Origin of the sequence: Streptomyces sp. NPDC090442, assembly GCF_044769405.1 — a bacterium.
GTDB lineage: Bacteria > Actinomycetota > Actinomycetes > Streptomycetales > Streptomycetaceae > Streptomyces.
Genome location: NZ_JBIVXW010000021.1, coordinates 66,818 through 83,828, shown reverse-complemented (window position 1 = coordinate 83,828; position 17,011 = coordinate 66,818). Strand labels below are relative to the sequence as shown.

Below are 17,011 nucleotides of genomic sequence, written 5' to 3'. Positions count from 1 at the left end.
GAGGGGCGGGTGCGGAAGGAGCGGTTCCACCTGGCGGGTTCTCCCCCCGCCCGGGCGTTCGATGATGGCCGCGCCGCCCACTGGGCATGCTCTCCCCATGTCCGAGTACGAGTGGGACCGCACCACCATGGCCGTCGTGGCCTCGGCCCTGTCCGGGGACAGCGACGGTGCGGTGGAACTCCTCCGGCCGCTCCCCCAGCGCGATGTGTGCCATGTCGCGGTGCGGCTGGCCGCGATGGCCGCCGACGCGCTGATCGTCGCCGCCCAGGACGCCGGCGGCGACCGCGAGGAGGCGCTGTCGCAGTGGCAGCAGTGCATCCTCCAGCACGAGGCGGAGTACGACGAGGGCTGACGGCCGCCGGCGGCCGGACGGAAGGTGCCCCCGCCCGGCCGTCCGCGCGCCGCCGCCGCTACTCCACCACCGGCAGCAGCTCCGGCAGATGGCCGTCCGACGCCAGCGCGGCGGCCTGGCGCTCCGCGGGGACCTGACCGTAGGAGGTCGTCCGGGGACGGGCCGGGCGGCCGGCGAGCTCGGCGATGGCGACCAGGTCCTGGATGGAGCGGTAGGAACCGTAACTCGACCCGGCCATACGGGAGATGGTCTCCTCCATCAGCGTGCCGCCGAGGTCGTTGGCGCCGGAGCGGAGCATCTCCGCGGCGCCCTCGGTGCCCAGCTTCACCCAGCTTGTCTGGATGTTGGTGATGTGCGGGTGGAGCAGGATGCGGGCCATCGCCGTCACCGCGCGGTTGTCGCGGGTGGTGGGGCCGGGGCGGGCGATGCCGGCCAGATAGACGGGGGCGTTGGTGTGGATGAACGGCAGCGTGACGAACTCCGTGAAGCCGCCGGTCTCTTGCTGGATCTCGGCCAGCAGCCGGAGGTGGCCGAGCCAGTGCCGGGGCTGGTCGACGTGCCCGTACATCATCGTCGACGAGGAGCCGATGCCCAGCTCGTGGGCGGTCTTGATGACCTCGACCCAGGTGGCGGTGGGGAGCTTGCCCTTGGTCAGGACCCAGCGGACCTCGTCGTCGAGGATCTCGGCGGCGGTGCCGGGGATGGAGTCCAGGCCGGCGGCCTTGGCCTCGCTCAGCCACTCCCGGATGGACAGGCCGGTGCGGGTCGCCCCGTTGACCACCTCCATCGGTGAGAAGGCGTGCACGTGCATGTCCGGGACCCGTTCCTTGACGGCGCGGGCGATGTCGAAGTACGCGGTGCCGGGCAGGTCGGGGTGGATGCCGCCCTGCATGCAGACCTCCACCGCGCCCACGTCCCACGCCTGTTGGGCGCGGTCGGCGACCTGGGAGAGGGAGAGGGTGTAGGCGTCGGCGTCGGTGCGGCGCTGGGCGAAGGCGCAGAACCGGCAGCCGGTGTAGCAGACGTTGGTGAAGTTGATGTTCCTGGTGACGATGTAGGTGACGGTGTCGCCCACGGTGGCGCGGCGCAGGTCGTCGGCGATCCGGCAGAGCGCGTCCAGGGCCGGGCCGTCGGCGTGCAGCAGGGCGAGCGCCTCGGCGTCGGTGAGCTTCGTCGGGTCGTCGGCGGCCTGGGAGAGGGCCCCCCGGACGTCGGCGTCGATACGGGAGGGCACCATGCCGGGCGCGGCGGCCTCGCGCAGCGCCTCCCAGTCGCCGTAGACCTCGTCGAAGTCGTCCCGGCGGTCCGCCGTGCGGCCCTCGGTGTCGATGGTGCGGTGCAGGTCCGTGCGGCCGGAGGGGACGAACGCCTCGTCGGGCTCCTGCCAGGGGTGGCCCTCGACCACGGCGTCCTCCCGGGCCAGGCCGGTCTCCGGGTCGGCGAGGGCGGCGACGTGCGGCCGCAGCCGGGGGTCCAGCCAGGGCTCGCCGCGCTGGACGAACTCCGGGTAGACGGCGAGCCGTTCGCGCAGCTCGAAGCCGGCGGCGGCGGAGCGCTCGGCCAGCTCCTCGATCCGGGGCCAGGGACGCTCGGGGTTGACGTGGTCCACGGTGAGCGGGGAGACGCCGCCCCAGTCGTCGATGCCGGCGCCGATGAGGCGGCCGTACTCGTCGTCCACCAGATTGGGCGGCGCCTGGAGGCAGCCGGAGGGGCCCATGATGTGCCGGGCGACGGCCACGGTGGCGACCAGGTCGTCCAGGGTGGCGTCCGGCATGCGGCGCATCGCGGTGTCCGACTTGGCGCGGAAGTTCTGGATGATCAGTTCCTGGATGCCGTGGTAGGCACGGGCGACCCGGCGCAGCGCGAACAGCGACTCGGCGCGCTCCTCCACCGTCTCCCCGATGCCGATCAGCAGCCCGCTGGTGAGCGGGACGGAGCTGCGGCCGGCGTCCTCCAAGTGCCGCAGGCGGACGGCCGGTTCCTTGTCGGGCGAGCCGTGGTGCGGCATGCCCGGCTCGCTCCACAGCCGCTGGGAGGTGGTCTCCAGCATCAGCCCCATGGACGGCGAGACGGGCTTGAGGCGCTGGAAGTCCGTCCACGACATGACGCCGGGGTTGAGGTGCGGCAGCAGGCCGGTCTCTTCGAGGATGCGGATGGAGATGGCGCGGACGTAGGCGATGGTGTCGTCGTAGCCGTGCGCGTCGAGCCACTCGCGGGCCTCGGGCCAGCGGTCCTCGGGCTTGTCGCCGAGCGTGATCAGGGCTTCCTTGCAGCCCAGTTCGGCGCCGCGGCGGGCGATGGCCAGCACCTCGTCCGGGGACATGAACATCCCCTCGCCGGCCCGGCGCAGCTTGCCGGGGACGGTGGCGAAGGTGCAGTAGTGGCACTTGTCGCGGCACAGGCGCGTCAGGGGGATGAAGACACTCTTGGAATACGTGATGACACCGGGGCGGCCGGCGGCCTCCAGGCCGGCGTCGCGCACCCGGGCCGCCGAAGCGCACAGGTCCTCCAGATCCGCGCCGCGGGCCTGGAGGAGCACCGCGGCCTCCGCGACGTCCAACGCCACGCCGTCCCGGGCCCGCTTGAGCGCCCGACGCATCGCGTTGGCCGTCGGCCGCGGGGCCGCCCCGCCCTGGGCGGCCCCGTCCGCTGCCTGGTCCGAGCCCTGCTCAGATCCCTGGCGAAGGCCCTGGTCAGATCCCTGCGCGCTGGAAGTCATGCCCCCGAGCATACGAGCGAGGACGGACATCTCCGCCGCCGGAGTCGGTCGGATCGATGTGCCACTGATCACGTTAAACGGAGGTTTCCTCCGGGGAGTTGGGCGCGGCGGACGGGGCCGAGGCGGTGGCGGGCGCCCCGGCCGACGACACCGGCCGCCGCCCCGCGCGCGACCCCGGTCGCGTACGGGCCCGGTGAACCCGCCGCGGATCAGATGGAGTTCAGCAGGTCCTCGGAGTAGGTCCGGGTCAGGAACTCCATGTTGTGGCCGTCGGGGTCGTTCAGGTACAGGCCCCGGCCGCCGTCGTGGTGGTTGATCTCCTGGGGCTTGGTGTGCATCGGGTCCGCCCAGTAGGGCAGGTCGCGCTTCTGTATGCGCCCCAGGATCCCGTCGAACTCCTCCTCGGTCACCAGGAACGCGTAGTGCGTGGCGACGAACTCCCGGCCGCCGGCGACGTGCTCGGCGTAGTCGAGGGTCACGCCGTTGTCCATCTTGAGCGCCGCGAACGGCCCGTACGCCTTGGGTTCCGGGGCGTCCAGCAGCTCGGCGAGGAAGCGGGCCGAGGCGAACCGGTCCTTGCTGTGCACGATCGTGTGGTCGAGGCGGGGCATGACGTCTCCCTAGGTCTCCCGGAGCTCGGCGGAACCCTCCGACGAGGCGTTCCACTGCCTTCACCGCCGACGCTACGCCCGCCCGGCGCCGCCGCGGATCGGTCTGCGGTACCGATCCTCGGGGAACCGCCGTACACCGCTGGACCTAGGGCGGGGCGGGGCGGGCGGCGCCCCTTCGCCGCCTCGCCGGTACCGCTCGCCGCCTCACAAGTACTGCGCGTAGTCGTCCAGGGTCCGCAGGACCTCCGCCTCGCCGGCCGGCGGCAGTTGGAGGACCACCTCCGCCGCCCCCAGCTCCCGGTAGTGCGCCAACTTCCCCGGGGTGGGCCGCACCGCGTACGGCACCACGTCCGGCTCGCCCGCGCGACCGGCGTCCGCCCAGGCGCGCCGCAGCGCCGGGAGGGCCTCGGCGAGGCCGCGGCCGCCGATCGGCAGCCAGCCGTCCGCGTCGGCCGCGATCCCCGCGAACAGCTTGGGACCGGCCGCGCCGCCCAGCAGGACGCGCGGCGCGCCGCCGGCCGGCTTGGGGTGCGCGAGGGAGGCGCGGACGGAGCCGAACCGGCCCTCGTAGCCGGTGGGTTCGGCGGCCCACAGGGCGCGCATCAGCGCCAGCCGGTCGCGTACCAGGGCGCGCCGGGTCGCCCACCGCACACCGTGGTCGGCCGCCTCCTCCACGTTCCAGCCGTAGCCGACGCCGAGGGTGAACCGCCCGTCGGAGAGGTGGTCCAGGGTCGCGATCTGCTTGGCGAGGTCGATCGGGTCGTGCTGGGCGACGAGGGTGATGCCGGTGCCCAGGTGGAGCCGCTCGGTGACCGCGGCGGCCTGGCCGAGGGCGAGGAACGCGTCGAGGGTGCGGCCATATGCGCGGGGCAGCGGCTCGCCCATGGGGGCCGGGGTGTCCCGGGAGGCGGGGATGTGGGTGTGCTCGGGCAGGTACAGCCCGTCGAAGCCGCGCTGTTCCAACTCCTGTGCCAGCCGGACCGGCTGGATCGTCTCGTCGGTCAGGAAGATCGTGGTCGCGATCCGCATCCTGGGCGTCCTCCGCGTCGGGGTGGGGTGGGGCGTTGGGGCGTGCGGTCGGGCGGGTGGGGTGACCGCATGGTGCCTCACCGTCCGTGAGTTATCCACAGGGCTTTTCCGGCGTGTCACACGCGCGTACAACGGTTTTCACACGGCGAAATGAAGCTGGGTGTGAGCGTGGGCGTGGGGTCGTGGGCGTGCGGCATGTCGGTGGTGCGGCCGACGCCCCGGCGACGCGCGGCCCACGGCCGGCGGACGACGACCGATGGCCGAACGACCGAGCAGAACGATCGAGGACAACGACCGAGCACGACGACCGGGGGCGGAGATGGAGCGACGCGAGGTACTGAAACTGTCGGCGGGCGCCGGTGCGGCGGGGGCGCTGACGCTGGGGCGGGTGAGCTTCGCCGAGGCGGCGCCGGCCGCCGGGCAGGGCGGAAGAGGGCCGGCCGAGCAGACCCGCACGGTCCGGGGCCATCTGCCGCCCGGCGCACCGGACTTCGTCTACGTACCGGTCGACGTCCCGCACGGCGTCCGGGAGATCGCGGTCGCGTACCGCTACGACAAGCCGAGCGTGCCCGACGGCACCGCGGGGAACGCCTGCGACATCGGCATCTTCGACGAGCGCGGCACGGAGCTGGGCGGTGCCGGCTTCCGCGGCTGGTCGGGCGGGGCGCGGTCGGAGTTCTTCCTGCGCGCCGACGACGCCACCCCGGGCTACCTCCCGGGCCCGGTCAACGCCGGCACCTGGCACATCGCCCTCGGCCCGTACACGGTCGCCCCGCAGGGCCTGAACTACGAGGTCACCGTCACCCTGCGGCACGGCCCCCGGGGGAAGACCCCGACGCCCGTCCACCCGCCCGAGCGGGCCCGGGGCCGCGGCCGCGCCTGGTACCGCGGGGACAACCACCTGCACTCCGTCTACTCCGACGGCAAGCGCACCCCGGCCCGGATCGCGGCCCTGGCCAGGGCCGCCCGGCTGGACTTCCTCACCACCACCGAGCACAACACCACCGCCAGCCACGGCGCCTGGGAGGGCCTGTGGGGCGACGACCTGCTGATCCTGACCGGTGAGGAGGTGACCACCCGCAACGGGCACGTGGTGGCGATGGGCACCGACCCCGGTGTCTTCATCGACTGGCGCTACCGCGCGCGGGACAACGCCTTCGGCCGGTACGCGCGCGCCATCCGCCGGGCCGGCGGCCTGGTCATCCCGGCGCATCCGCACGCCACCTGCGTCGGCTGCAACTGGAAGTTCGGGCTGAACGAGGCCGATGCGGTGGAGGTGTGGAACGGCCCGTACGGCCCCGACGACGAGATCACCCTCGCGGAGTGGGACAACACCCTGGTCGCCCATGTCCGGGGCGGCCGTGGCCCGTGGTTGCCGGCCGTCGGGCACAGCGACGCCCACCGCGATCCGGACGTGGTCGGGCTCCCGCAGACCGTGGTCCTGGCCGACGACCTCTCGCGCCGCGCCCTCCAGGACGGCATCCGGGCGGGCCGGGTCTGGATCGCCGAGTCCTCCGCGATCGACCTGTCGTTCGCCGTCACCGGCGAGCGCGGCGAGCACGCCGGGATCGGCGGGCGCCTGGAACTGCCGGGCGGGGCCCGGGTCACCGCCCGTCTGACGGTCTCCGGCGCACCGGGCTGCACGGTCTCCTTCGTCACGGACCAGGGCGTCCGGCACACCGCCCCGCTGCCCCCGTCCGGAGCCGGCACGGTCACCTGGTCCACCACCCCCGACAACGCCGCCTACCTACGCGCCGAGCTCCGCCACCCGCCCACCACGCCGGCCCTCCCGGGCCCCATGGCCGCCCTGACGAACCCGATCTTCCTGGGCGAGTGGTGAGTTGACCACGGTCGAGCTGGCCCGCGCGAGGCGGTGAGGTGGTGAGGTGGCGCCTCGCGAGGCGGTGAGGTGGCCGCTGGCGAGGCGGTGGCCGGTACGTCGACGCGTGGCAAGTCGGCGCGTAGCCCGCATGGCTCGGGTGACCTACGTGACCCGCGTGACCCACATGCGTGCCGGCCGCTGACTGCCGCGTGGGAGTGGTGAGTTGCCGCCTGCCGGGGCCCTCTCCCGCCCCTACTCCTCGACCACCAACGCCGGTGTGGCCGTGGTGAGGACCTCGCCGCGGAAGAAGGCGGGGCTGCGGCGTTGCATGATCAGCATGAGGACGGCGCCGAGGAGGAGCAGACCGACGCCGATGAGGAAGACCGAGCCGATGCCGAGGACCGAACTGCCCGATCCGTAGGCCGGGTTCCACGTGTCGATCAGGGTCTTGCAGAAGACCGCGGCCAGCAGGAGCCCGCCCAGCAGCGGGAAGACGCCCTTGAGGAAGAGGTCGCGGACGGAAGCACGCAGAGCGCGCCGGAAGAACCAGGCACAGGCGAAGGCGGTGATCGAGTAGTAGAAGCAGATCATGAGGCCCAGCGCGTAGATGGTGTCGATCAGCACGTTCTGGCTGATGAAGCTCATCACGGCGTAGAAGACGCCGGTGGCGATGCCGGCGGCGACGGTGGCCTTGCCCGGGGAGCGGAAGCGCGGGTGGATCTTGGCGAAGGACGCCGGCAGCGCCTCGTAGGTGCTCATCGCCAACACGGTGCGGGCGACGGGGATGAAGGTGGTCTGGAGGCTGGCGGCGGCCGAGGCGAGGACGGCGACGAAGAGCAGCACGCCGAGCACGGTGCCCATGACGGGGTTGGCGAGGGCGGCGAAGACGTTGTCGGCGGTCTGCGGGTTGCCGAGCCCGAGGCCCTTGCCGCCGACGCCGGCGAACATCTGGGCGGCGACGGCGGTGAGCAGGTAGGAGCCGATCAGCACGACCATGGCCAACAGGGCGGCGCGGCCGGGGGTCTTCGCGCTGCCGGCGGTCTCCTCGTTCACCGTCAGACAGGTGTCCCAGCCCCAGAACATGAAGATCGAGAGGGAGAGTCCGGCGGTGAAGGCGGAGAAGGACTTCACCGCGAAGGGGTCGAGCCAGGTCCAGGAGAAGTGCAGGGAGCCGGTGAAGTCCCCGGAGCGGGCCTTGACCACGGCCAGCACCACGAACACGGCGAGCACGGCGAGTTGGAGGCCGACGAGGGTGTACTGCACGCCCTTGGTGGCGGTCATGCCGCGGTAGCTGATGGCGGTGGCGAGGGCGATGAAGGCCAGGCAGGTCAGGACGTGGGCGATCCGGTTGTGGTCCAGGGCGGCGAGCGCGGGGCTGCCGGTGAGTTCGCCGAGCAGGAGGTAGAAGAACGAGGTGGCGACGCCGGCCAGGTTGGAGAGCACGATGATGGTGGCGATCACCAGGCCCCAGCCGCACATCCAGCCGACCCGCGGCCCGAACGCCTTGACGGTCCAGGTGAAGGAGGTTCCGCAGTCCGGGACGGCCTTGTTCAACTCGCGGTAGGCGAAGGCGACCAGCAGCATCGGCAGGAATCCGGCCAGGAAGACGGCGGGCATCTGCACGCCGACCTCGCCGACCGTGGGGCCGAGGGTCGAGGTGAGGCAGTAGACGGGCGCGACGGTGGAGACGCCGATGACCGCGCTGCCGAGCAGGCCGACGGAGTTGCCGCTGAGGCCCTTGTTCCGGGTGTCGCCGAGGCCGCCGCGGGCGCTACTGCCGGTAGCGGCGACGCTCGTTACCGTGTCTCCGGTCTGGGGCCGGGGGTCAACCTGAACCATGAACAGGACGTTAAGTGCTGCTGTTTTCGTATCCGGAAGATCACCCTCCGGGGCTGCCGACTTCACTCCACAGGAAAATCCGGCACCCCAATCACCCAATCCCAAGGAGAAGTTGAGTTGGACCTTGGACTTTACGACCGCGGCTGACGCCTTCCGCATTACGGGAATCGCAGCACTGTCCGTTTTGGCCGGGTTCTAAAATTTCCCGTCCGGATTCCGAACGTCACGTTCCGGCCATGGTGCGGCCATGCGGTCGGCCTGTCCCGACCGGGCCCGCGGCCCCGACCGGGGCAGGCCCACGCCCCTCACGCCTCGGCCCTCACCCCGGCCACACGATCGCCTGGAGCTCGCTGTACGCGTGCAGCGCGTAGGAGCCGACGTCCCGCCCGACGCCGCTGCGCTTGAAGCCGCCGAACGGCGCCTCCATGTTCCGGCCGACGGTGTTGACGCCGACCCCGCCGGCCCGCAGTCGCCCCGCCACCCGGAAGGCGCGGGCCACGTCGCCGGACCAGACGTAGTCCAGCAGCCCGTAGTCGCTGTCGTTGGCCAGATCGATACCCTCCTCCTCGTCGTCGAAGGGGACCACCGTCACCACCGGCCCGAAGATCTCCTCGCGGACCGCCCGCATGGCGGCCGTGCAGTCCGCGAAGAGCGTCGGCGCCACGTAGAAGCCGCGCGCCGGATCCGGCCGTTCGCCGCCGGTGACCAGGCGCGCCCCCTCCTTCACCGCGAGCGCGAGGTACCCCTCGACGCGGTCCCGGTGCGCGGCGGAGATCACCGGCCCGACGACCGTGCCCGGCCGCCGCGGATCGCCGACGGTCAGCCGCTCCGCGTACCGGGCCAGCCCCGCCACCAGCCGCTCGTAGACGCCGCGTTGGGCCAGCACCCGGGTCGGCGCGGTGCAGATCTGGCCGCTGTAGAAGGAGAAGGTGGTGCCGATGCCGGACACCGCTGAGGCCAGGTCGGCGTCGTCGAAGACCAGCGCCGCGCCCTTGCCGCCCAGCTCCATGAGCTGCCGCTTCATCCCGCGGCCGCATTCCTCGGCGATCCGCCGCCCGACCGCGGTGGAGCCGGTGAAGCTGACCATGTCCACGCCGTCCGCGGCCACCGCGGCCTCGCCGACCTCCGGCCGCGATCCGCTGACGACGTTGACCACCCCGGGCGGAACGCCGGCCTCCGCCAGCGCCTCGGCCATCCGGTACACCGACAGCGGGTCCTGCGGGGCCGGCTTGACCACCACCGTGTTGCCCATCGCCAGCGCCGGCGCGACCTTCCCCGCCGCGTTGGCCCACGGGTTGTTGTAGGAGGTGACGCAGGTGACCACGCCCACCGGGCGGCGCACCGCGACCGCGCCGAAGACGCCCCCGCCGCCCATCGGCCCGGCCTCGTTGATCTGCGGCGGCACCGCGGTCTCCACCGGTTCCAGCGCGCCGCGCGCGTACCGGGCGAAGCGGGCCGCGGAGACCCCGACCTGGAGGGCGCGCGCCGTCCCGGTCGTCGCGCCGCTCTCCGCCTGCGCCAGCTCCGCGTACCGGTCGGACTCCCGGCGGATCACCCGCGCGGCCCGGGAGAGGACGGCCGCGCGCTCCTCCGGCGCGGTCCGCGACCAGCCGTCGAAGGCGGCCCGGGCCGCGTCCACCGCCGCCGCGACCTGCGCCCGTCCGGCCTCCGGGGCGTGCCCGACGACCTCCTCGGTCGCCGGGTCGAGCACGGCGTAGTGCCCGCCGTCGGGCTCCACCCACTCCCCGCCGATGAACAGCGGCTGGACCAGCGGCCGCCCGCCGGCGCCAACTCCCGCGCCCCCGGCTCCGGTTCCGCCGCCGCTCACCGCGTGCTCACCGTCCTCGTGTCCCGTCCCGAGCGCAGTACGGTCCCGGGCACCGCGCCGGTCACCGCGTCGTCCCGGATCGTCTCCACCCCGTTGACCCGCACGCTGACCACGCCGATCGCCGTGGAGTCCAGCCGCGGGCTGTCCCCCGGCAGGTCGTGCACCAGCGTCGCGGCGCCCGCGTCGATCCGTTCCGGGTCGAAGAGCACCAGGTCGGCGTGGTACCCCTCGGCGATCCGGCCCCGGTCGCGCAGCCCGAAGAGCTGCGCCGGGTCGTCCGTCAGCATCCGCACCGCCCGTTCCAGCCCGACCAGCTTCCGGCCGCGCAGACAGTCGCCGAGGAAGCGGGTGGTGTAGGGGGCGCCGCACATCCGGTCCAGGTGCGCGCCGGCGTCCGAGCCGCCCAGCAGGACGTCCTCGTGCTGCCAGGTCTGCTGCCGCAGCGCCCAACTGGCCGGGTCGTTGTCGGTCGGCATCGGCCAGAGCACGGTGCGGAGTCGGTCGTTGGCGCAGATCTCGGTCAGGCAGTGGAAGGGCTCCTGGCCGCGTTCGGCGGCGATGTCCCGCACCACCCGCCCGGTGAGGCCCTCGTTGGCCGCCGAGTAGGTGTCCCCGATGACGTAGCGGGCGAAGTCGGTGAGCCGGCGGAAGACCCCGGCCTCCTTGCCGTGCGCGCGGCGCAGCAGTTCGGCACGGACGTCGGGGTCGCGCAGCCGGGCGATCCGCTCGGGCACCGGCAGGCCGAGGACCTCGCCCCAGCCCGGTATGAGGTTGAGGGCGCAGAAGGTGCCCAGCGACATGTTCATCGGGGTGAGGATCGGCATGGTGAGCGCCACGATCCGGCCGCCGGCCTTGCGGGCGCGCTCGCTGGCGACGAGTTGTCGGGGCACCCGCTCGGGGACGGCGGCGTCGATGGTCAGCACGTTCCAGTTGAGCGGGCGGCCGGCCGCCGCGGACATCTCCACCAGCAGGTCGATCTCGTCGTCGGCGAACTGGTCCAGGCAGCCGGCGACGATCGCCTCGATCTGGGTGCCCTCGTGGTGGGCGACCGCCCGGGAGAGCGCGAGCAGTTCGTCGGGGCGGGCGTGCCGGGAGGCGACCGGTGCGCCGTCACCGTCGGAGTGGCTGGACGACTGGGTGGTGGACAGCCCCCACGCCCCGGCATCCATCGCGTCGTGGAACAGCCGCAGCATGGCGTCGAGTTGGGCCGGCGAGGGCTGTCCGCCGATCGCGTCCGGCCCCATGACGTGCCGGCGCAGCGCGCAGTGGCCGACCATGAAGCCGGCGTTGACCGCGATCCGCCCCTCCAGCGCGTCCAGGTACTCCCCGAACGTGTGCCAGTTCCAGGGCGCGCCCTGTTCCAGCGCGACCAGCGACATCCCCTCGACCCGGCTCATCATCCGCCGGGTGTAGTCGGCGTCCGCGGGCCGGTCGGGGTGGAGCGGGGCGAGGGTGAAGCCGCAGTTGCCGCCGGCGACGGTGGTCACGCCGTGGTTGAGGGACGGGGTGGCGTAGGGGTCCCAGAACAGTTGGGCGTCGTAGTGGGTGTGCGGGTCGACGAACCCGGGGGCGAGGACCAGCCCCTGCGCGTCCTCGCTCGTTTGGGCCTCCTCGGTGACGGTGCCGGGCCGGCCGATCGCCGCGATCCGCCCGTCCCGGATGCCGACGTCGGCGGCGTAGGCCGGCGCGCCCGTGCCGTCCACGACGGTCGCGGCCTGGATGAGGTGGTCGAGCATGGCGTGCGTCCTTTCTGGGGTGCGGGCGGGCGGGACGGGCGGGTGACGCGCGGGGCGGGTCGGGCTCAGCCGGCCGCCGCCCCCGCCGCCCGCCGGAAGCGGGTCGTCCGGTGCACCGGATCGGTGTCGATCTTCGGGATGACGTGCTCGCCGATCAGCTTGATGGTGGTCATGGTGTCCTCGTAGGAGATCCCGATCGGGAGCCCGAAGGAGAGCTGGTCGGCGCCGGCCTGCTCCCAGCGCTTGCACTGCCGCAGCACCTCGTCGGGGTCGCCGCAGATCATCAACTCCTCGGCGATCAGCAGCTCGACGAGCTCCTCGGTGTACTCGGGGAGCAGCTCGGGCCACTGCGGTATACCGTCCGGCCGCGGGAAGGTGTCGTGGTAGCGGAAGAGCAGCGACTGGAGGTAGTTGAGCCCGCCGCCGACCGCGATCCGGACCGCCTCCTGACGGGTCGGCGCGCAGATCGCGGTGGAGGTCACCATGACGTTGTCGTTGACGAAGTCCCCGACCGGCTCGGCGTCCTTGACCGCGTTCTTGTACGAGTCGACGACCCACTCCATGTCGGCGACCTTCTGCACGCTGAAGCCGAGGACGCCCAGCCCCTTCTTCCCGGCCATCGCGTACGAGGACGGCGACCCGGCGGCGTACCACATCGCCGGGTGGGAGCCCCCGTACGGCTTGGGTAGCACCTTGCGCGGCGGGAGCTGCCAGTGCTTGCCGGTGAACCCCTGGTACTCGTCCTGCAGCCACATCCGGGGGAATTCCGCGATGGTCTCCTCCCAGATCTCCTTGGTGTGGTTCATGTCGGTGATGCCCGGCAGGAACCCCAGGATCTCGTGGCTGCCGGCGCCCCGCCCGGAGCCGAACTCGAAGCGGCCGGCGGAGAGATGGTCGAGCATGGCGACCTTCTCGGCGACCTTCACCGGGTGGTTGACGGGGGCGAGCGGGTTGAAGATGCCCGAGCCCAGGTGGATCCGCTCGGTCGCGTGGGCGAGGTAGCCGAGGTAGACGTCGTTGGCGGAGAGGTGGGAGTACTCCTCCAGGAAGTGGTGCTCGGACGCCCAGGCGTACTTGAAGCCGGACCTGTCCGCCTGGATGACGTACTCGGTCTCCTCCATCAGTGCGTGGTGCTCGGCCTCCGGATCGACCTGCGCCCGCGCGGCGGGCACATAGCCCTGCACAAAGAGCCCGAATTCCAAGGGGGTTCACCGTCCCTTACCCGCTGCCGCGGCAGCCCGTTTCCGACGTTGGCATTTCCGACGCTGGTCGACTCCGACGCTGGCGGCACGCGCTTCCACTCCATTTCTGACGTACCGTCAGATTCGCGCGACGGGATCGACTGTTCCAGCGGCACCGGGGCCCGTCAATACCCGCAACGAGCAAACCTGACGGACCATCAGCAAGTCGTGCCGAGGCGGCCTCAGAACGGGCTCACCCCGGCCAGCCACCCCCCGTCGATCACGAACGGCTGCCCCGTGATGTACGACGAGTCCTCCGAGGACAGGAAGAGCGCCAGCCGGGCCACCTCCTCCGGCCGCCCGATCCGCCCCAGCGGCACCAGCTTCCGGTACAGCCCGTCCACGGCCCGCGCGCTCCCCTCCGGGACGGCCCCCCGCTCCAGCGCCGCCGGGTTGGTCATCGGCGTGTCCACCGCCCCCGGGCAGACCGCGTTCACCCGTATCCCCTGGGCGGCCAGCTCCAGCGCGGCCACCCGGGTCAGCCCCACCACCGCGTGCTTGGTGGCCGCGTACGCCCCGACGAACGCCATCCCGGTCAGCCCCGCGTACGAGGCGGTGTTGACGATCGTCCCGCCGCCGGCCGCCGCGATCCGGGGCGCCACCGTCCGTATCCCCAGGAAGCACCCGGTCTGGTTCACCGACAGCACCTGCTGGAACTCCTCCAACGGCGTGTCCACCAGCGCGTGGAACCGCAGGATCCCCGCGTTGTTCACCAGCCCGTCGATCCGCCCGAACGCCTCCTCGCCGGCCTCGACCAGCGCCGCCCAGTCCCGCTCCACCGCCACGTCCAGCCGCACGAACCGGGCCCGCTCCGCCCCCAACTCCGCGGCCAGCGCCGTCCCCCGCTCCTCCAGCACGTCCCCCAGCACCACCCGCGCGCCCTCCGCCACGAACAGCCGCGCCTCCTGCTCCCCCTGCCCCCGCGCCGCCCCGGTGACGACGATCACCCTGCCGTCCAACTTCCCCATCCCGGCCCTCCTGTGGTCTACGTACGGACAGCGACACCCCCGCCGGCCCCTCAACCGTTCAGCAACGGCCCCACCTCGGCCCCGAAGACCCCGACCTGCTCGACCAGTTCGGCCCGCCCCCGGCTCCGGAACCGCACCTGGATCTGCCGCACCCCCATCGCCCCGTACTCCCGCAGCGACCGGGCGATCCGCTCCGGTGCCCCGACCAGCGTCCGCCGCCCCACGTCCCACCCGGGCTTCCCCACGTACACCGGCTCCGCGATCGCCCCGACCTCGACCGGCTCGACCACCCCCGCCGCCTCCCGCAACCGCCGCAACGTCGCTATCTGGGCGGGCAGTTGCTCCCGCCGGTCCCCCTGCGGCAGCCAGCCGTCCCCCCGCACCGCGGCCCGCCGCACCGCCGCCGGGGACGAGCCCCCCACCCACACCGGCGGCCGCGGCCGCTGCACCGGCCGCGGCGCCTGCCCCAACCCCCCGAACGCGAACCGCTCCCCCGTGAACTCCGGGAACTCCTCCTCCCCCAGGGCCGCCTTCAACGCGTCGATCGCCTCGTCCAGCACCGCCCCCCGCCGCGCGAAGTCCACCCCGACCGCCGCGAACTCCTCCGCCACGTGCCCGGCCCCCACCCCGAGGATCAACCGCCCCCCGGACAGCCGGTCCAAGGTCGCGTACTGCTTCGCGGTGAGCAGCGGATGCCGCAGCCCGACCACCGCCACATGACTGAGCAGCCGCACCCGCTCCGTCACCGCCGCCAGATACGACAGCGTCGCCACCGGGTCGTACCAGACCGTCCCCATCGTCCCGGCCAGCCGCCGCGGGATCGCCACGTGCTCACAGCACGCCACGTACGCGAACCCGGCCCGATCCGCCGCCCGCGCCACCGCCACCAGATCCTCCGGCCCGGCCCCCGCCTCCCACCCCTCCGCGAACACCACGCTCTGCGCCTGCACCGGCAGTTGCATCCCGTACGACAGCGCACCCTGCGGCAGCACCTGCACCATGCCCCGAACCCCTTCCCCTGACGAGTCGCCGTCCCGCGACCGGGTCCGGTCATGGTGATAGCTGACGCATCGTCATACAAGGGGTCCGGGCGCCGCCACGGTCCCGACGGTCGCCTCCCGGCCCGCCTGGCCGGCGCGCGGCGTCGGCCCGCCGCCGACCGTCACCCCCTCGCCGCCCCCGGCCCCCAGAGCCCCTCCGGCGTCAGCCCGAGGAGGTCGATGGCGTTGCCGCGGACGATGCGGTCGATGGTGTCGGGGGGCAGGTGGGACATCTGGGTCTCGGCCACCTGGCGGGACCTGGGCCAGGTGGAGTCCGAGTGCGGGTAGTCGGTCTCGTAGAGGACGTTGCCGACGCCGATGGCGTCGAGGTTCCGCAGGCCGAACGCGTCGTCGAAGAAGCAGCCGTGGACGTGGCCGGCGAAGAGCTCGGAGGGCGGGCGGAGGACCTTGTCCGCGACGCCGCCCCAGGCGCGGTTCTCCTCCCAGACGACGTCCGCGCGTTCCAGGATGTACGGGATCCACCCGATCTGCCCCTCGGCGTACATGATCTTCAGATGCGGGAAGCGGTCGAACGCGCCGCTCAGCAGCCAGTCGACCATCGAGAAGCAGCAGTTGGCGAAGGTGATCGTGGAGCCGACGGCCGGCGGGGCGTCGGCGGAGGTGGAGGGCATCTTCGACGAGGAGCCGATGTGCATGGCGATGACCGTGCCGGTCTCGTCGCAGGCGCGCAGGAACGGGTCCCAGTAGTCGGTGTGGATGCTGGGCAGCCCCAGGTGGGGCGGGATCTCGCTGAAGCAGACGGCGCGGACGCCGCGGGCGGCGTTGCGGCGCACCTCCTCGGCGGCCAGTTCCGCGTCCCAGAGGGGGATGAGGGTGAGCGGTATCAGCCGGCCGCCGGCCTGCGGGCCGCACCACTCCTCCACCATCCAGTCGTTGTACGCGCGCACCCCGAGCAGCGCCAGCTCGCGGTCCTTGGCCTCGGTGAAGGTCTGGCCGCAGAAGCGCGGGAAGGTGGGGAAGCACAGGGCGGACTGGACGTGGTTGACGTCCATGTCGGCGAGCCGTTCGGGGACGCTGAAGGAGCCGGGGCGCATCTGCTCGTAGGTGATGCCCTCCAGCTTGATCTCGTCGCGGGAGCAGCCGACGGCGGTGTCCAGGCGGGTCAGCGGGCGGTGCAGGTCCTCGTAGATCCACCAGTCGGTCATCGGGCCGTCGTCGCCCGGGGCGCCCATCTTGGGCGCGAACTTGCCGCCGACGAAGGTCACTTCGGTCAGCGGCGCGCGGACGATGCGGGGGCCGGTGTCGTGGTACTTCGACGGGAGCCGGTCCCGCCAGACATCGGGGGGCTCCACGGTGTGGTCGTCGACCGAAATGATCCTGGGGATGGGGGTGTTGGTCTCCACGGGGTTGGTCTCCATGGGCGTTACGGTAGCGCTGATCTGACGGTCCGTCAGTAAGTCGGAAGAGGGGGATGCGGGTTGGCGCGGCACGGGTTCGTAGCCGGTGGGGCGAGCCCGCGGAGGCCGACCCGGGGCCCGCGTGCGAGAACCAACCGGCCTGCTCGTGCGTGTACGCACCCGGGCGCCTCGTTGACGGAGCCCGACCGGTCCGCGGGGGAAGGGGAGCCCCTTGGCACCTCCCGCAATCCCCCGGGAGAAACAAACCAGCCAGTCGGGGATGCGGCTCGGAGGCCGGGGTAGAGGGGCCACGGGCAGTGGGTCGTTGCGTGGGGCACGGGCCTGGCGGCCGAGCGGCGAGGGGACGGACGGGTGGCAGCCACCGCGAACACCGGTGCCGAGCTGGGACATTGCCGCGGGAGGGGCGCGCCGGGAGAAACCGGAAGGTTTGCCTCCAGGTCCCCGTCG

12 protein-coding genes are annotated in these 17,011 nt (G+C 72.7%); 2 read left to right on the top strand and 10 right to left on the bottom strand.

Annotated elements, in window-relative coordinates:
• Nucleotides 1-97 precede the first annotated feature (97 nt).
• The gene (locus tag ACIQU6_RS17185; RefSeq protein WP_274915168.1) at nt 98-352 is read left to right on the top strand and encodes a hypothetical protein; all 255 of its coding nucleotides are present in this window, start codon (nt 98-100) and stop codon (nt 350-352) included.
• A 58-nt stretch (nt 353-410) separates the two neighbouring features.
• Here ACIQU6_RS17185 and ACIQU6_RS17180 read toward each other — a convergent pair whose 3' ends face one another.
• From ACIQU6_RS17180 to ACIQU6_RS17170, 3 genes are all read right to left on the bottom strand, one after another.
• The gene (locus tag ACIQU6_RS17180; protein WP_403482437.1) at nt 411-3,071 is read right to left on the bottom strand and encodes a bifunctional FO biosynthesis protein CofGH; all 2,661 of its coding nucleotides are present in this window, start codon (nt 3,069-3,071) and stop codon (nt 411-413) included.
• A 209-nt stretch (nt 3,072-3,280) separates the two neighbouring features.
• Nucleotides 3,281-3,682 (bottom strand): VOC family protein, encoded by a 402-nt coding sequence (locus ACIQU6_RS17175; protein ID WP_403482436.1) that lies wholly within the window; start codon nt 3,680-3,682, stop codon nt 3,281-3,283.
• Between the two features lie 204 nt (nt 3,683-3,886).
• Entirely contained in the window at nt 3,887-4,711 is an 825-nt protein-coding gene (locus tag ACIQU6_RS17170; protein WP_403482435.1) for a TIGR03619 family F420-dependent LLM class oxidoreductase, read from the bottom strand.
• 319 nt (nt 4,712-5,030) lie between these two features.
• Between ACIQU6_RS17170 and ACIQU6_RS17165 the strand changes: the two genes are divergently transcribed.
• The gene (locus ACIQU6_RS17165; RefSeq protein WP_403482468.1) at nt 5,031-6,551 is read left to right on the top strand and encodes a CehA/McbA family metallohydrolase; all 1,521 of its coding nucleotides are present in this window, start codon (nt 5,031-5,033) and stop codon (nt 6,549-6,551) included.
• 234 nt (nt 6,552-6,785) lie between these two features.
• On the opposite strand, the gene ACIQU6_RS17160 is transcribed toward ACIQU6_RS17165, so the two are convergent.
• From ACIQU6_RS17160 to ACIQU6_RS17130, 7 genes are all read right to left on the bottom strand, one after another.
• Complete coding sequence (locus ACIQU6_RS17160) at nt 6,786-8,372, bottom strand: APC family permease (protein WP_403482434.1); 1,587 nt, start codon at nt 8,370-8,372, stop codon at nt 6,786-6,788.
• A gap of 319 nt (nt 8,373-8,691) precedes the next feature.
• Nucleotides 8,692-10,143 (bottom strand): aldehyde dehydrogenase family protein, encoded by a 1,452-nt coding sequence (locus ACIQU6_RS17155; protein WP_403482467.1) that lies wholly within the window; start codon nt 10,141-10,143, stop codon nt 8,692-8,694.
• Between the two features lie 53 nt (nt 10,144-10,196).
• Entirely contained in the window at nt 10,197-11,936 is a 1,740-nt protein-coding gene (locus ACIQU6_RS17150) for an amidohydrolase family protein (protein WP_403482433.1), read from the bottom strand.
• Between the two features lie 65 nt (nt 11,937-12,001).
• Complete coding sequence (locus ACIQU6_RS17145) at nt 12,002-13,138, bottom strand: LLM class flavin-dependent oxidoreductase (protein WP_403482432.1); 1,137 nt, start codon at nt 13,136-13,138, stop codon at nt 12,002-12,004.
• A gap of 221 nt (nt 13,139-13,359) precedes the next feature.
• A complete protein-coding gene (locus ACIQU6_RS17140; protein WP_403482431.1) occupies nt 13,360-14,145 on the bottom strand; it encodes an SDR family NAD(P)-dependent oxidoreductase in 786 nt (261 codons plus the stop codon).
• Nucleotides 14,146-14,195: 50 nt separating this feature from the next.
• Nucleotides 14,196-15,146 (bottom strand): TIGR03619 family F420-dependent LLM class oxidoreductase, encoded by a 951-nt coding sequence (locus ACIQU6_RS17135; RefSeq protein WP_403482430.1) that lies wholly within the window; start codon nt 15,144-15,146, stop codon nt 14,196-14,198.
• 161 nt (nt 15,147-15,307) lie between these two features.
• A complete protein-coding gene (locus ACIQU6_RS17130; protein ID WP_403482429.1) occupies nt 15,308-16,564 on the bottom strand; it encodes an amidohydrolase family protein in 1,257 nt (418 codons plus the stop codon).
• Nucleotides 16,565-17,011: the final 447 nt, after the last annotated feature.

What these genes read in the sequence shown, in the direction of transcription:
- ACIQU6_RS17185 (WP_274915168.1), top strand. Translation starts at nt 98, where the DNA reads ATGTCCGAGTACGAGTGGGACCGCACCACCATGGCCGTCGTGGCCTCG.
- ACIQU6_RS17180 (WP_403482437.1), bottom strand. Translation starts at nt 3,071, where the DNA reads ATGACTTCCAGCGCGCAGGGATCTGACCAGGGCCTTCGCCAGGGATCT.
- ACIQU6_RS17175 (WP_403482436.1), bottom strand. Translation starts at nt 3,682, where the DNA reads ATGCCCCGCCTCGACCACACGATCGTGCACAGCAAGGACCGGTTCGCC.
- ACIQU6_RS17170 (WP_403482435.1), bottom strand. Translation starts at nt 4,711, where the DNA reads ATGCGGATCGCGACCACGATCTTCCTGACCGACGAGACGATCCAGCCG.
- ACIQU6_RS17165 (WP_403482468.1), top strand. Translation starts at nt 5,031, where the DNA reads ATGGAGCGACGCGAGGTACTGAAACTGTCGGCGGGCGCCGGTGCGGCG.
- ACIQU6_RS17160 (WP_403482434.1), bottom strand. Translation starts at nt 8,372, where the DNA reads ATGGTTCAGGTTGACCCCCGGCCCCAGACCGGAGACACGGTAACGAGC.
- ACIQU6_RS17150 (WP_403482433.1), bottom strand. Translation starts at nt 11,936, where the DNA reads ATGCTCGACCACCTCATCCAGGCCGCGACCGTCGTGGACGGCACGGGC.
- ACIQU6_RS17140 (WP_403482431.1), bottom strand. Translation starts at nt 14,145, where the DNA reads ATGGGGAAGTTGGACGGCAGGGTGATCGTCGTCACCGGGGCGGCGCGG.
- ACIQU6_RS17135 (WP_403482430.1), bottom strand. Translation starts at nt 15,146, where the DNA reads ATGGTGCAGGTGCTGCCGCAGGGTGCGCTGTCGTACGGGATGCAACTG.
- ACIQU6_RS17130 (WP_403482429.1), bottom strand. Translation starts at nt 16,564, where the DNA reads ATGGAGACCAACCCCGTGGAGACCAACACCCCCATCCCCAGGATCATT.